This window comes from Candidatus Kapaibacterium thiocyanatum, assembly GCA_001899175.1.
Lineage (GTDB): Bacteria > Bacteroidota > Ignavibacteria > Kapaibacteriales > Kapaibacteriaceae > Kapaibacterium > Kapaibacterium thiocyanatum.
Genome location: MKVH01000002.1, coordinates 288,395 through 304,107 on the forward strand (window position 1 = coordinate 288,395; position 15,713 = coordinate 304,107).

At 60.5% G+C, this 15,713-nt stretch carries 13 protein-coding genes and 1 tRNA gene; 11 read left to right on the top strand and 3 right to left on the bottom strand.

Annotated elements, in window-relative coordinates:
• Window positions 1-27 precede the first annotated feature (27 nt).
• On the top strand, window positions 28-1,167 hold the full coding sequence (locus BGO89_01540; protein OJX61288.1) for a hypothetical protein: 1,140 nt from the start codon (window positions 28-30) through the stop codon (window positions 1,165-1,167).
• Here BGO89_01540 and BGO89_01545 read toward each other — a convergent pair.
• Entirely contained in the window at window positions 1,148-1,876 is a 729-nt protein-coding gene (locus BGO89_01545) for a hypothetical protein (GenBank protein OJX61289.1), read from the bottom strand. The two genes, BGO89_01540 and BGO89_01545, sit on opposite strands and share 20 nt — an antisense overlap.
• On the bottom strand, window positions 1,873-3,015 hold the full coding sequence (locus tag BGO89_01550) for a hypothetical protein (GenBank protein OJX61290.1): 1,143 nt from the start codon (window positions 3,013-3,015) through the stop codon (window positions 1,873-1,875). Before BGO89_01550 ends, BGO89_01545 begins: the two co-directional genes overlap by 4 nt.
• Between BGO89_01550 and BGO89_01555 the strand changes: the two genes are divergently transcribed.
• Window positions 2,986-4,356, top strand: coding sequence for a hypothetical protein (locus tag BGO89_01555; GenBank protein ID OJX61291.1), 1,371 nt, complete (start codon window positions 2,986-2,988; stop codon window positions 4,354-4,356). The two genes, BGO89_01550 and BGO89_01555, sit on opposite strands and share 30 nt — an antisense overlap.
• Here BGO89_01555 and BGO89_01560 read toward each other — a convergent pair.
• The gene (locus BGO89_01560) at window positions 4,334-6,355 is read right to left on the bottom strand and encodes an excinuclease ABC subunit B (protein OJX61292.1); all 2,022 of its coding nucleotides are present in this window, start codon (window positions 6,353-6,355) and stop codon (window positions 4,334-4,336) included. The two genes, BGO89_01555 and BGO89_01560, sit on opposite strands and share 23 nt — an antisense overlap.
• 205 nt (window positions 6,356-6,560) lie before the next feature.
• On the opposite strand from BGO89_01560, the gene BGO89_01565 reads away from it, so the two are divergent.
• The 9 genes from BGO89_01565 (at window position 6,561) to BGO89_01605 (ending at window position 15,446) form a co-directional block, all read left to right on the top strand.
• Window positions 6,561-7,607: a tRNA preQ1(34) S-adenosylmethionine ribosyltransferase-isomerase QueA gene (locus tag BGO89_01565; GenBank protein OJX61376.1), complete on the top strand. Its 1,047-nt coding sequence runs from the start codon at window positions 6,561-6,563 to the stop codon at window positions 7,605-7,607.
• Between the two features lie 44 nt (window positions 7,608-7,651).
• Window positions 7,652-9,148: a hypothetical protein gene (locus BGO89_01570; protein OJX61293.1), complete on the top strand. Its 1,497-nt coding sequence runs from the start codon at window positions 7,652-7,654 to the stop codon at window positions 9,146-9,148.
• A gap of 1 nt (window position 9,149) precedes the next feature.
• Complete coding sequence (locus BGO89_01575) at window positions 9,150-9,860, top strand: hypothetical protein (protein ID OJX61294.1); 711 nt, start codon at window positions 9,150-9,152, stop codon at window positions 9,858-9,860.
• A 21-nt stretch (window positions 9,861-9,881) separates the two neighbouring features.
• Window positions 9,882-9,957: transfer RNA gene (locus BGO89_01580), tRNA-Thr, on the top strand.
• Window positions 9,958-10,042: 85 nt separating this feature from the next.
• Window positions 10,043-11,914 carry a hypothetical protein gene (locus tag BGO89_01585; protein OJX61295.1) on the top strand — a complete coding sequence of 624 codons (1,872 nt, stop codon included), beginning with the start codon at window positions 10,043-10,045 and terminating at the stop codon, window positions 11,912-11,914.
• A 56-nt stretch (window positions 11,915-11,970) separates the two neighbouring features.
• Window positions 11,971-12,426 (top strand): hypothetical protein, encoded by a 456-nt coding sequence (locus BGO89_01590; GenBank protein ID OJX61296.1) that lies wholly within the window; start codon window positions 11,971-11,973, stop codon window positions 12,424-12,426.
• 10 nt (window positions 12,427-12,436) lie between these two features.
• Window positions 12,437-14,650, top strand: coding sequence for a hypothetical protein (locus tag BGO89_01595; protein ID OJX61297.1), 2,214 nt, complete (start codon window positions 12,437-12,439; stop codon window positions 14,648-14,650).
• Entirely contained in the window at window positions 14,647-15,009 is a 363-nt protein-coding gene (locus BGO89_01600) for an anti-anti-sigma factor (GenBank protein OJX61298.1), read from the top strand. Before BGO89_01595 ends, BGO89_01600 begins: the two co-directional genes overlap by 4 nt.
• On the top strand, window positions 15,006-15,446 hold the full coding sequence (locus tag BGO89_01605) for a hypothetical protein (GenBank protein ID OJX61299.1): 441 nt from the start codon (window positions 15,006-15,008) through the stop codon (window positions 15,444-15,446). The genes BGO89_01600 and BGO89_01605 overlap by 4 nt, the downstream gene beginning before the upstream one ends.
• The last annotated feature ends 267 nt before the right edge of the window (window positions 15,447-15,713 follow it).

Sequence of the window (15,713 nt, forward strand, 5' to 3'; positions counted from 1 at the left end):
GGTTCCTGACGCAGATACTGGAGGATTATGATAGTCGGCCTGAACGCCAGATTGCTGTTGCCGAGAAAAATGGAGGGAATAGGCTGGTATACCCACGAACTGTTCCGCCGAATCGTGCAGAATCACCCGGAACACCGGTTCGTGATGATGTTCGACCGGAAGTGGGATCCACGCTTCATCTACGGGCCCAACGTCACTCCGGTTTCGGCAGGACCCCAGGCCCGACGTCATGCCCTGTATTACATGTGGTACAACCTGAGCCTGCCCCGTATGCTCAGGAAGTACCGGTGCGACGTCCTGGTATCCCTGAACGGCTTCATCCCTCTGAAATCTCCCGTGCCCACCGTCAACGTCTTTCACGACATGGGCTATATCCACGTTCCGGAGCAGATCGAACCGATCACGCGTGCCTACTATCGCTGGATGTTCGCGGCCTGTGCCCGCGCTTCCACGCGGCTGGCCACGATATCGGAGTTCTCCCGCAGGGACATCTCCGAGAACTGCCATATTCCCGTCGACGGTATCTCGATCGTTTCCAACGGCGTGCGGGATATCTTCCATCCGCTCGACGAATCCGGGCGCCAGCAGGTGCGCGACAGGTTCTGCCGCGGCTTGCCGTTCTTCCTCTTCGTCGGAGTCCTTCAACCACGCAAGAACGTCGTCAACCTCCTTCGTGCCTTCGCACGGTTCAAGGCGGAAACGGCAAGCACCACATGCCTGCTCATCGCCGGACGACGCGGATGGAGGGACGATGCGATAGGGAAGACGTTCGAGGCGCTGCCGTGCAAGGACGACATCATCTTCACCGGATATCTCGAGGACGAAGATCTCGCCCGTGTGATGGCGGCTGCGACGGCACTCACCTTCGTACCGTTCTTCGAAGGATTCGGCGTGCCCGTCGTGGAGGCCATGGCGAGCGGAACACCCGTGCTCACGTCGAACGTGAGCTCGCTTCCCGAAGTCGCAGGCGATGCGGCGCTGATGGTGGACCCGCATGACGTGGAGGCCATGGTGGACGGCATGCGCCGTCTGGACGGCGACGCCGGACTCCGGGCGTCGTTACGGACGGCAGGCCTGGCCCGTGCGCCGATGTATTCGTGGGATCGTTCTGCGGAGCGGCTCTGGGAGTTGATCGAGGAGGCCGCCGCTACTTCCGTGCGACGATGATCATGTTCGGCGTATCGAGATAGTAGGACTGTGGCATGCCGTAGACGATGCCGAGGATACGCCTGTGCAATGACGCAAAAGGGCGGACGATGCTTCTGATGGTCCGGGCAACGAGGTTGCCCCCGACGGGGGGTACGGGCAGAACTCCGACGTTCGTATACGGCAACGACGCGAACAGTTCGTTAGCCGAGAGCTTGTTCAGATGCAGTTCGTGCGTAAGGTCCCCGTAGGAGAGAACGGTGCCGAAGGCGGCATCGACATTCGGCGTACGCAGGATCAGCCGTCCACCGGGTGCCAGGGCCCGGTGACACGCCGACAGTACGGAAATGGCTTCGTTGCGGTTGAGATGTTCGATCACGTCGATCATCGTGATGCACTGGACGTCGCTCCGTTCGGCGAGCAGTTCCATGACGTCGCCTGCGCGGACGTTCCGCACACCGAGCGCACGGGCCGTGGTCACTTGTTCTTCACTCAGGTCGATTCCTTCGCACTTCTCGTAGCCCATGTCCTGAAGTAGCAGCAGGAAGGCGCCGTAGCCGCAGCCGAGGTCGATGACGTGAGCCGTACGTTCCGTCGGAAGGTAGCCGCATATCGTGGCACGATAGTCGTTCTGCTGGTTCGCCACGTTCGAGCGCAATGCGGCTTCGTCGGCGAAGCGGCCCTGGACCGTCGTGTACTGTCCGTACAAGTGCTGCCTGTAGTCCGTCATCGTTTCCTCGTTGGCAAGGTTTCGTATACGCCGGCGATGGCCTCGGCGAGACGTTCGTTCGTGTAGTGCTGGTGTACGCGCCGCTCGCCTGCGATGGCGAGGCGCCGACGCTCGTCCGGGTCGTCGCGCATTCGTACGATGGCGTTGGCCAGTGCCTGTGCGTCACCTTCGGGCGTGACGATACCGGCATCACCGATGACCCACGGAATCTCGCCGGAATCCGAGCCGATCACCGGAACCCTGCATGCCATGGCCTCGATGATGACGCGGCCGAACTGCTCGCGCCAGTGCGGTGCAGAGAGCGAGGGAACCGTGAGGACGTCGAAGGCATTCAGGATGTCGGGAACCTCCCGCGCCGGTACTCCGGCAAGGAAGCGGATGTTGTCGGCGACACCACTGTTCCTCGCACGTTCGCGTACGGCATCGGCATAGTCTCCATCGCCGAGAATGGCCACGGTGATGCCTTTATCCTTCGTCATCGTGAGCGCGTCGACGAGTACGTCGAGTCCCTTCATCCGCATCACGCGTCCGACGAAACCCACGACGAGGCTATTGCCGTGCAGGCCGAGACGTTCGCGTACCGCATCGCGGCGGTCGGGGAGCGGACGATACAGCCCGGGGTCGACACCGTACTGCGGAATGAGCGATACGGGGCCTTCATAGCCGAGCTTCCGGTATTCCGGTTCGGCATCGTGCGTTCCCGCGATGATGGCGTCGAGGTGCGGTATCGTGATGCCCTGCAACAGGGAGAACAGGATGCGTTTCGGATGCCATAGGGGCCAGTGCGGATAGGGCATGGGCCAGTTGCGCCAGGTGAAGCCGACGATGGACGGCGGACGTTTCATGCGCAGTGCGTGGCGTACGAGCTGCACGGAAACGAGGCTTTCCGGCTCTTCCTCGAGATGGAGGATGTCGGGGCGAACGGTGCGGAAGACGGAACGCAGTCCACGGAACCAGAAGCCGTTCTGCCGTCCCCGTTCCGCGAATGGCGCAGGGCGCGTGATCACTCGATAGGTGCCGTCACCCTTGTATGCTTCGACGACGCGATTGCCTTCGCGATACCGTTCCGGTAACAGCAACGTCAGCTCGATACCGGGCTGACGTGCGAGATGACGGAGTTTGTCCTGATAGACGTCCACGACGGAAGAGTGGGAAACGAGCAGGACACGACGGGGTTCGGACATACGGGCAAAGATACGGGCTATATTTGCGGCTTCATCATGCGCATTCTCGTCATCCTTCCACGCATTCCGTATCCGCCTCGCGATGGCGGCGCCATCGTCATGTTCGAAACCGTGCGTGAACTGACGAAGGCTGGTCACGATGTCGATGTCTTCGTGCTGAATACGTCGCGGCACCGGCAACCGCCGGGCGTCGTGGCGGATATCTGCTCCCACGTCGTATCCGTCGACATCGATACGGAGATCACGGCACCCGGTGCGCTGAAGAATCTGTTCATGCCGCGGCGTGTATCGTCCGATGGCGGAACGATTCCACTATCGTATTGGCTCGAGCGTTTCGTCAGCGATGCCGCACTCGGCCGCCTCTTCGACCTCCTCGACGAGCGTGGTCCCTACGACGTCATCCAGTGCGAGTCACTGTTCACCGCCTGGTATGGCCTGGCGATACGCAGGGCGGGCCGCGCATGGAGTGACACTCCCGTCGTCCTGCGAGCCCACAACGTCGAGCACAGGATCATGGAGCGCCTTGCCGGTGAGCGGCGGCTTTCGGTGATGGAGCGCAGATACCGACGCCATCTGGCGGAGAGGACGAAGCGATTCGAAATGGAGGCCGTGCGCGCCCTGTCGGGGGTGGCGGCGATCTCTCCCGACGATGCCGCGTGGTTCCGGTCGGTGGCACCCGGTACCGTCGTCGACGTCGTCATGCCGGGAATCATGATGCCACCGGACGATACCCTCGACGCCATCGAGGTGGAGCCCTTCACGCTCTGCATCCTTTCCAGCATGGAATGGGCGCCGAACGTCGAAGGTGCGATATGGTTCATCGAGCGGGTCATGCCATCGATCGTCGAGCGGCTGCCCCAGGCCGTGCTGCATGTCGCTGGGCGGAATCCCGGCGCGGATATCCTGGCCCTGCATGACGGTCGGCATGTCGTCGTCCACGGCGAGATCGACGACGCGCTCGTCTTTCGCCGAAGCAAGGCCGTTTCCGTCGTTCCGCTCTTCAGCGGCAGCGGTGTACGGATCAAGATCATCGAATCGATGGCCGCGGGTGTCGCACTCGTGACGACGAGTGTCGGTGCCGAGGGGCTGCCGGTCGTCAACGGCGGCCAGGTCGTCATCGCCGATGACATCGGGAGTTTCGCCGATGCCTGCGTGGATCTGCTGGTCAATGGTGAGCATGCTCGGGCGATGGGAGAACGGGGGCGTGCCTTCGCGAAGGCAGAATTCTCGTGGGATCGCAGGGTGAAGGATCTCGTCGGCCTCTATCGTGCCGTCATATCGCCTGCAGGCGGGTGATCTCGTCCCGAAGTTCGGCTGCGCGTTCGAAGTCCAGGTCGCGGGCGGCGTTCTTCATCTCCACGAACATCTGGTCGATCATTTCCTTGCGCTGTTCGGGCGTGAGGTACTTCGCGATGGGCTCCGCAGCACGCTTCAGGCGGGCATGTTCCTTTTCGGCCTGACGTTCCACACGCTTCGTCTGCATGTCCGCTACCGATGTGGATTCGAGTATCTCTTCGAGAGATTTATAAACTGTCTTAGGATCGATGCCGTGTTCCCGGTTGTAGTCTTCCTGCAGGGCACGACGGCGATTCGTCTCGTCCATCACTGCCTTCATCGAATTGGTGATGCGGTCAGCGTAGAAGATGACGAGGCCGTTGGCGTTACGGGCCGTCCGTCCTGCCGTCTGCATGAGTGAACGTTCGCTGCGTAGGAAACCCTCCTTGTCGGCATCGAGAATGGCCACCAGGGTCACCTCGGGCATGTCGAGGCCTTCGCGCAGGAGGTTGACGCCGATGAGGACGTCGAACTGTCCGAGACGCAGATTGCGGATGATCTCCACACGTTCCAGCGAGTCGACGTCGGAATGGATGTAGGCTACGCGGATGTTCAGGTTGTGGAGGTAGTCGGTGAGGTCCTCGGCCATCCGCTTCGTCAGCGTCGTCACGAGGATACGTTCGCTTCTCGTCACGCGATCCCGGATCTCGCCCAGCAGGTCGTCGATCTGGTTCTTCACCGGACGTACGTCGATGTGGGGATCGAGCAGGCCGGTAGGACGGATCACCTGTTCGACGACGACGCCCATGCTCTTCTCGAGTTCGTACGTGCCCGGCGTGGCGCTCACGTAGATGGCCTGGTTGACGTGGGCCTCGAACTCCTCGAACTTGAGCGGACGGTTCTCCAGTGCGCTCGGCAGGCGGAAGCCGTGCTCCACGAGCGTCGTCTTGCGCACGCGGTCGCCGTTGTACATGGCGCGTACCTGCGGGACCGTGACGTGGCTCTCGTCGATGACGAGCAGGAAGTCGTCGGGGAAGTAGTCGAGCAGGCAGTTCGGCTTGTCGCCGGGCTTGCGTCCGCTCAGATGCATGGAATAGTTCTCGATACCGGAACAGTATCCCACTTCCTTCATCATCTCGATGTCGAAGAGCGTCCGCTGTTCGAGGCGTTGTGCTTCGAGCAGCTTGCCCATGTCGCGCAGTTCCTTCAGACGGTGCACGAGCTCGTCCTTGATGTCGACGATGGCACGGGCGAGGTTCGACTGCGAGGTCACGAAGAGGCGTGCAGGATAGAGGAGCATGGAGCCGATGCGTTCGAGCACCTTGCCGTCGCGGCGGTCGATCCACGAGACCTTCTCGATCTCGTCGCCGAAATACTCCACGCGGATGGCACGGTTGTCTTCATAAGCGGGCATGATGTCCACCACGTCTCCGCGTACACGGAACGTGCCGCGGGCGAACTCGAAGTCGTTCCTCGAATAGTGGATGTCGGACAATCGATACAGCAGTTTCTGTCTGCTGAGTTCCATGCCTTCCTTGATCAACAGCAACTGGTCCTTGAAGTCCTCCTTCGCACCGATGCCGTAGATGCAGGAGACCGAGGCGACGACGATCGTATCGCGCCGGCCTTCCACCAGGGCGCTCGTGGCGCGGAGGCGGAGCCGGTCGATCTCGTCGTTGATGGAGAAGTCCTTGTCGATGAACACGTCCGTCGACGGGATGTAGGCCTCGGGCTGGTAGTAGTCGTAGTAGGAGATGAAGAATTCGACGGCGTTGTTGGGGAAGAAGCTCTTGAATTCACCGTAGAGCTGGGCGGCCAGGGTCTTGTTCGGCGAGATGACGAGGGTGGGCCGCTGGATCTCGCTGATGACGTTCGAGACGGTGAAGGTCTTTCCGGAACCCGTCACCCCTAGCAGCGTCTGATGCTGCTGGCCGGAACGCAGCCCTTCCAGCAGTTCGGCGATGGCCTTGGGCTGATCGCCCGACGGTGCGTACTTGGTCTGGAGCTGAAAATCTGACATGGGAGCGTGTCCGAAACGAAAACAAGCCGTTATGATACGTCGGAAACCACATCAACACCAAAAAACCTTCTAAGTGCCTTATCTGTCAACGTTCACCGAGAACAATGACAAAAAATTCATTGAAGAGGGGGTGTTCGGAGCCGTATTTTTGCCCTCTTTGAACCGCGGCGAAGTACGCGGAATCCAGCGTCTGCAAGGAGAACCCATGAAATTGTCGGAATTTAAATTCACGGTCCCCAAGGCATCCGTTGCCAAATTTCCTTCCGATCCCCGTGAGGCCTCCAAGATGATGGTGGTCAACCGTGAGACCGGTGAAATCGAAGACCGGGAATTCAAGGACATTCTGAGTTTCTTCGACAAGGGCGACGTCATCGTGGTGAACGAGACGAAGGTGTTCCCGGCTCGGCTGTTCGGCAAGAAGGAAAAGACGAATGCGAAGATCGAGGTAATGCTGCTGCGCGAGCTGAAGGCCCAGGAGCGTATATGGGACGTCCTCGTCGAGCCCGCACGCAAGGTACGGATCGGTAACAAGATCTACTTCGACAACAACCGGTTCTATTGCGAAATCATCGATAACACGACGTCGCGTGGTCGTACGGTGCGTTTCTCGTACGATGGTGACCTCCATCAGGTGATCGAACGCATCGGCCAGATGCCGCTGCCCGAATACATCAAGCGCGAGCCCACGGAGCTCGACAAGGAAACGTATCAGTGCGTCTTCGCCAATCCGGACAAGGTAGGCTCCATCGCTCCGCCGACGTCGGGCCTGCATTTCTCCGAGAAGCTCCTCAAGGCAGCCGAGAAGAAGGGGGTCAAGGTCGCGCGCGTCACGTTGAACATCGGTCAGGGAATCTTCGAGACGATCGAAGTGGAAGATCTCACCAAGCACCGCATGTACAGTGAATACTTCGAGATCTCGAAGGATGCCGCCGACACGATCAACAAGGCCCTGAAGTCAAAGAAGAACGTCTATGCCGTCGGCTGCAGCGTCGTACGCGCCCTGGAGTCGAGCGTTCTCACGAGCGGTATCGTGAAGCCCAACCGCGGATGGACGGACAAGTTCATCCATCCTCCCTACGAATTCAAGATCGCCAACCGCTTCATCACCAACTTCCACCTTCCGGCATCGCCGTCGCTGCTCCTGGCAACGGCCTATGCAGGTGGCAAGGACACGATCTTCAAGGCCTACAAGCGTGCCATGAAGAGCGAGTACAGGTTCTTCGCCTACGGTGACGCGATGCTGATCATCTGACGGTCGGTGTACCAATGAGCGAACATTTGTCAACAGGGTGTACCATGGAAGACTACAACCGGCTGAAGAAAATCATGAATACCGTCAGCGATCTCGGATCGGCCGTGGCGGTACTCGGATGGGACCAGGAAACGTACATGCCCGACGGTGCCGTCGAAGCCCGTTCGGAGCAACTCGCGACGCTGTCGACGCTGATCCACGATTTCATGACGAACGATGCCGCGCGCGCGGCCGTGGCCGCCGTGCCCAGCTATATCGGGACGCTGAGCGACCGCGATCAACGCGTGGTGAAGACCTTCGTCAAGGATCATACGCGCACGATCCGGTTGCCGGCAGATCTCGTCGAGGAACAGGCCCGCGTGGCCTCGCTCGCACAGGATGCATGGAAGCGTGCACGCCAGGCCAGCGACTTCTCGATCTTCCAGCCGATGCTCGAGCGCACGGTCGACCTCAAGCGCCGTGAAGCCGAGCTGCTCGGTCCTGCCGATCATCCCTACGACAATCTGATCGATACCTACGAACCCTCCGCTACGGTGGGGTCGCTGACGCCCGTCTTCGACAGGCTGCGCGCCGGTACGGTCGATCTTCTGTCGAAGATCGGTCCGCTCCAGGACAAGGTCCCGGACGATGTGCTCTACCGCACCTACGACGGGAACAAGCAACTGGACATGGCCAGGCAGATCATCGACATCCTCGGCTTCCGGTTCGAGACCGGCCGTATCGATCTCTCCGCACATCCGTTCTGCACGACGTTCGCCATCTCCGATGTGCGCCTCACGACGCGTATCCGCGAGAACGATCTGCGTTCCTGCCTCTTCGGCCTTATCCATGAGGCAGGGCACGGCATGTACGAACAGGGCGTATCCCGCGAACTGGCGCGCACTCCGTCGGCGCAGGGTGCCAGCATGGGCATCCACGAATCGCAGTCCCTCTTCTGGGAGAACGTCATCGCACGCAGCGAGGAGTTCTGGCAATGGGCCTTCCCGCGGTTGCGCGCGGCCTTCCCGGATCAACTGGCCGACCAGACGCCGGAGTCGTTCTTCAAGGCCATCAACAAGATGCGTCCGTCGCTCAACCGTGTGGAAAGCGACGAACTCACCTACAACATGCACATCATCCTCCGCTTCGAGATCGAACGCGACCTCATCGGTGGCACCATCGAAGTGAAGGACATTCCCGAACTCTGGCGCACGAAGATGCAGGCGTCGCTCGGCGTCGTTCCTCCGAACGATGCGGAAGGCTGTCTGCAGGACGTCCACTGGTCCTTCGGTGGTATCGGATACTTCCCGTCCTATACGCTCGGCAAGCTCTACGCAGCCATGGAGTGGAATGCGCTCGAACGGCAGATGCCGGACGCACGTACGCGCATCGTCAACGGCGACTTCGCTCCCATCCGCGAATGGCTCCGCACGCATATCCACGATAACGGCCGTACGGAAACGCCCGACGAGATCATCCGTCGCGTCGCAAGCCGTCCGCTGACGGAAGTGGACTTCCTCGACTATGTCGGCCGCAAGGCCGCGCGTGTCTACGGATTCTGAGATGGACTTCGGCGAGCGTGTCGCGCGATTCCTGACGACGCTGAAACTCGACGTGGACCTTCCCGAAGGATTCGAAGTCCTCGATCCGTATCGCGATGCGGAAGTGCGTCGTGTCGTTCGTGAGTTCTGCGGCAGGTATTATGCGAGCGGTCACGCACGTATCGGTGTCTGGGGAATCAATCCCGGGCGTTTCGGTGCAGGCGTCACCGGACTCTCGTTCACCGATCCCGTATCGCTGAGCGATCAGCTCGGAATCGCGACGTCGATCGGAGGTCGACGCGAGCTGTCGGCGGAGTTCATCGGCATGGTGATCGATGCCTACGGCGGTCCGCAACGATGGTACCACGACGTCTTCCTCTCGGCGCTCAGTCCGCTGGGCTTCGTGCGGGATGGCGTCAACATCAACTTCTACGACGATCGCACGCTCGAACGGAACATCGTGCCCTTCGTTCTGGACGGACAACGGGCGATGATCGAAGCCGGTGTGGCGAAGTCCGGCTGTGTGATCCTCGGCAGCGGCAAGCTCAAGTCGTTCGTCCAGCGCTACGTCCAGCCCGTGATCGGCTACGACGACGTGCACTATCTTGATCATCCGAGATTCATCATGCAGTATCGGCGCAAGCAGGTGACGTCCTACGTCGAGCGCTACGTGACGACAATTCGTGGCCTCGTCGAAAAAACGTTCTTGCACGAAAGGGCATCCGCGTCGTAACTTTGTACTCTTAATGAGCGCGCCAACGTAGCTCAGCTGGTAGAGCAGCTCATTCGTAATGAGCAGGTCACCGGTTCAAGTCCGGTCGTTGGCTCCACGACAAGCCCTTGGATCACGTGATCTCAAGGGCTTTTTCGTTATCCGATGGGTGGGTCACGGTGGAACGGAAAAGGAGAGGGTGAATGTTCACGATACGTCAACGTATACGGTACTCCGTCGATAACCTGTTCTCGCGCGGTACGGGAGCGATGCTCTTCGCGCTGTCGGCAGGTATGGTCATCATCATCGTCAGCGTCTTCATCGTGATGGTGATGCTCGGTACGCGTCCGGGTGACGACGCTACGTCGCTCGACAGTTTGTGGACGATCTTCATCTATACCTTCGATCCTTCGGGGGTGCCCTACAACGAAGGGGACTGGTCGTATCGCATCCTCATGTTCATGGCGAGCTTCGGCGGTATCATCGTCCTTTCCACGTTGATCGGCATCCTGGCCACCGGTTTCACGAACATGCTCGAGACGCTCCGCAAGGGGAAGTCGCTCGTGATCGAAACGAGGCATACACTCATCCTCGGCTGGTCCGAACAGATCTATTCCATCGTCCATGAACTGATTCTCGCCAACGAGAATCTCGATGAGGCCTGTGTCGTCGTCCTCGCCGAGAAGGACAAGATGGAAATGGAAGATGCGTTGCGGGCACGCATTCCGGAGACCGGTGTGACGCGCATCGTCTGCCGGTCAGGATCTCCGCTCGATATCACCGACCTCGCCATTGTACGTCCTGACGAGGCACGTGCCGTCATCATCGTGGCGCCCGACGACATTCAGGACCCCGATGCCGTTGTCGTGAAGATCCTGCTGGCCCTGCTCAATGCACCGGACGTTGGGACCACGCGTGGTACGGTCGTGGCCACGATGCGCGACGAAGACAACATCCAGGTGGCCCGCATCATCGCCGGTGAGCGGGCCCGGCTGATTCCCGGCGAGCTCGTCATCTCCCAGATCATCACGCAGACATGCCGGCAGCCGGGGCTCTCCATGGTCTACACCGAGCTGCTCGACTTCGGTGGCGATGAACTCTACATCCATGAAGAACCCGCGCTCACGGACAGGACGTTTCTCGAAGCACTGTCGATGTACGAGGATTCCACACTGTTCGGGCTCCGAACGGCCGAAGGCCGCATCCTCGTCAACCCGCCGATGGATACCATCATCGGCAGGGGTGATGCCGTCATCGCACTGTCGAAGGACGACGATACGGTCGTGCTGCGTCAGGGCACGGCACCGGCCGTCGACGCTGCGGCCATCGTGACGCGCGATGCGTCGCCGCGCCATGCCGAGAACATCCTCGTGCTCGGATGGAACGAACGCGGCCGCTTCATCATGCGGGAACTGGATCAGTACGTCGCGGTAGGCACGAAGCTCCATCTGATCGACGACGAGGATCACGAAGCGGCGCTGGACGATCTACGGCGGGACGTGAAGAACATCATGCTGGGAGCGACCATCGGTACGACGACATCACGTGCCGTGCTCGATGCCGCGAACGTTCCTTCCTTCGACAGCGTCATCGTCCTTGCCGACACCCGGCGCCCCGTCCAGGAAGCGGATGCCCGGACGTTGATGACGCTCATCCATCTGCGCGACATCGCCGCCAGGCATGGCAAGGACATCAACATCGTCACGGAAATGCTCGACGATCGGAACCGTGCCCTCGCCACGATGGACAGCACGAACGACTTCATCGTCAGCAACAAGATCACGTCCATGCTGCTCACGCAGATCGCCGAGAATTCGGAACTCTACGACGTCTTCCGCGATCTGTTCGATGCTCAGGGCAGTGAGCTCTATCTCAAACCGTCGGGCGACTACGTGCTGCCCGGCAGGGAGGTGAATTTCGCCACGGTCGTAGCTGCCGCAGGACGCCGCGGTGAGATCGCCGTCGGGGTCAAGCGATACGTCGGTGACAAGGCCCAGGTGCGGGTCAACATCCCCAAATCGGAATGCCTGACGTTCCGGCCCGGCGATATGATCATCGTTCTGGCCGAGGACTGAACCGGCCGTTCTTCCGTATTTTCGACGGCATTTTCCGTCATTACCGATCGAACGACATGTCCGCCGTCAGAACTCATCTTCTCGCCTTCGTCATCATCGTGATCACCCTCGTGTCCGGATGCTCCAAGGACGACTTCCGGGGCACCAGGCCCGACGAGACGCAGAACGCTCTCACCGTTTCCCAGGCCGTCGATCCCGTGAACTATGGGCGTACGATCCGTGTGAGGGGAGCCATCGACGCCATCTGCCAGGAGGAAGGCTGCTGGATGGTCATTTCCGACGGCTCGAAGAAGTTGCGCATTTCGTTCAAGGACGAGGCCTTCACCGTTCCCATGAAGCTGCAGGGCCAGGTTCTGGTGGAAGGTACCGTCAAGGAGGAACTGCTCGCCGAGGACGTGGCCAAGGCCATCGGTCCGACGATAGGGAAGTCCGACGCCGAGATCGCCGCAATGAGCGGTGACCAGCGCATTCCCCTCATGACCGCCACGGGCGTGCTGTTCGACATCCAGTGAAACTTCGACGATGAGCCCCCGTATCGCCAGCGTCTCGACGACGCATCTCGATACGGGGGCATTCAGGGACGACATGATCAAACTGCCGGACGATCCATCGACACAACGCTCAGTAGCGACGACACTGATCATTTCCGGCGTCGTCCTCATGCTCGTGCGCATGGTGCTTGTCCTGTTCTGGAGCGTCATCGGCGGTCATCCCGTCGCCTCGAACATCTGGATCGAGATCGCCCTCGCACTCATGAGCGATCTCGTGCTGGCCTGCATCGTCGGCGTCAGCGTCATCTATTTCGGCCGACGTGCGAACAACGAAATGTCGTACGAGACCATCGCCGGTGCCATCACCACCTATGCCGTTTCTGCGCTCGCACTGCTGCTCGTGGCCGCACTCCTGCCACCCGACATCGAGGCTGGCAGACCGATCGGCGTCGTCGACCTCATCATGTCGAACGTCATCGCGCTCGGGACCTTCACGATCTCCATAGGTTTCGCTGGCTTCCTGACCCAGGTATTGCTGGCACGACGTCATGCCAAGACGCGTATGCTGCTGCTGGTGCAGTTCTTCCTGTTGCTCTGCATCTGGCTCTGCGAGGCACTGGATTCGTACAGCAGCTTCTTCGGCATCCTGGGATTCCTCCTGACCGTCGTCGGCGCCATCGTGATGCTGATCAACATCCGCCGCCTTAACTGGGTCGCGGGCATCACCATGGACAAGAAGATCCGTCTGCTGTGGCTGACGGCATGTGGAGCTTTCGCGGCCCTCATCCTGTCGCTGACCCATTCGTTCGGAGAAGAGGCTGCCGTGACGGAATCGGCGCAACTCTTCATCCGCAGTGGAGCCGTCCTGCCCTATACGATCAACTTCTTCGGCTTCGTATTCTTCGTCCGCCTGCTCTTCGCCATCGTGGCATCACTGCCCAACAGCGGAATCGTGGATCGCCGTTCCAACGAAGTCGAATCCCTGGCCTATCTCACGCGTCTCATGGCCGAAACGGCCGACGTGGAGCAACTGCTGACGTCAGTGACGCAGTTCGCCCTTCGCGTATGCCGTGCCCACGGTGCGTGGTGCGAGACCTACGAGGACGATGGGGAAGTCCGCGTGATCGCGGCCCAGCTCGTCCATCCCGACTACGTACGCGCGCTCCATTCGAACCGTCAGTTGCACCGTCTGCTGCAGACGTCCGAGCGGCCCGTGCTCATCGAATCCGTCGCCGACCATCTTCCCGAAGCAGATCGTTCCCTCGCGGTGCGCTCCCTGATCGCCGTTCCGCTCGTATCGAACCATCACCGTACCGGTACGCTCGTCATGTTCAGCACGGTCGAGTTCGGATTCGAGGCCGACGATCTGCGCCTCCTCACGGCATTCGGCGATACGATCAGTATCGCCCTCGATCAGGCCCGTCTCATGGAGGCGGCCATCGAGAAGGAACGGCTGCAGAAGGAGTTCGACGTGGCCCAGCGTATCCAGTCCTCCCTCCTGCCCGTCACGGCGCCGTCGATCGACCGGTTCGCCGTCGACGCGATCACCATTCCGGCTACGGAGGTCGGCGGGGACTACTTCGACTACGTGCGCTTCGCCAACGGCAGTACCGGAGTCCTCATCGCCGACGTGTCAGGCAAGGGTATTCCGGCCGCCCTCTACATGGCCACGCTCAAGGGAGCCGTGCTTGCCGAGATGCGGTATGCGACGGGTCCGGCCGACCTGCTGCGTCGCATCAATGCTGCCCTGTTCGGCTCGATGGAACGTCAGATGTACATCACCATGGCCTGCATCTCGTATCATCCCGATTCGCGTTCGCTACGTGTGGCACGGGCCGGACATACCCCGGTCCTCGTCCGTACGGGCGAGGACGTCCACGTCCTCACGCCGCGGGGCGTGGCCATCGGCATCGTTGGGCCCGTCATGTTCGATGCGGCTCTCGTGGAAGAAGCGTTGATGGTTTCGGACGGGGACATCTGCCTGCTGACGACGGACGGCGTGAACGAACGTCGCAACGAACGTCTGGCCGAGATCAGCCTGGATCCCGTCGTCGAACTCATCCGTGCCCAGTGCGACAGCACGGCCTCCGATATCGTGAGGGCCACGCTGGAACTGCTGGAACGGCATGCCGACGGCGCGGAACAGCACGACGATCTCACCATCGTCGCCATCCGTTTCGGAGGGGCGAGTGAAACCAGAACGCATCAGGAACGTATTGAGGTCGTTACCGGAGTATCAGCATGAGCCAGAAATCATTTTCCTCTTCAGCAACCAAACGGGAACGCGGTACCTGCGTGATCGAACTTGCAGGCTATCTCGATGCCCATACGGCCACGGAGCTGGAAAACATGATGCAGTCGGTGATCAACGGCGGCTGCCGTCGCCTTGTCATCGACTTCTCCGATCTCGAATACATCAGCAGCGCCGGTCTGGGCGTCTTCATGGTCTTCATCGAAAGCGTCCGTTCCGATGGCGGAGACATCAAGCTCGCCGCCATGAAGCCGAAGGTCTTCACGGTCTTCGATCTCCTCGGCTTCCCGGTCCTGTTCGAAATCCACGCAACCGTCGACGAGGCCATCGCGGCCTTTCCGCAAGAAGCATGAGCAGGGCAGCACAACATCGCGATACACTTCGCGTCGCCGCGACCACGGAAAACCTCCATGTCGTGCGTGACTTCGTACGCCTGCGCATCGGCGAGCTCGGCTTCTCCGATTTCGAGGAGAACGGCATCATCCTTGCCGTCGACGAGGCTTGCTCCAATCTCATCCGTCACGCCTATCACAACGATCCGTCGCAGACCATCGAAATCGCCGTGACGATCAGGCAGGACTCCGTATCCGTGAATATTGCCGATACGGCCGAAGCCTTCGACCCGTGCCATGCGCCATTGCCGGACATGACCGACTATCTCGAGGAGCGCCGCCACGGCGGTCTAGGCATCCTGATCATGACGCGCGTCATGGACGATATCGCCTACGTTCCGGCCGGCGAAAGCTGCCACCAAAACATGTTGATCCTTACGAAGCGTCGCACTGCGTAATTTTGAGGGATATGAAGTATCTCCTCATGCTCGGCGGCGTGGGCCTCGGCCTTCTTCTGGGGTTCATGCCCTCAATCTCGCGTCCCAAACCGATGTGGTGGCGCATCCTGACCATCGCAGCGGTGACGCTGACCGTCCTGTTCTCCCTGCTGCCGCCCATCGGAGGTACCCTTACCGACGTCATGATGGCCTCGCGTGCCGATTCCACAAAGGCGGTGCCGTTCTATGCCGTCGTCGAGGACGAAGTCGCCCCGAAGGAAGGTGGCG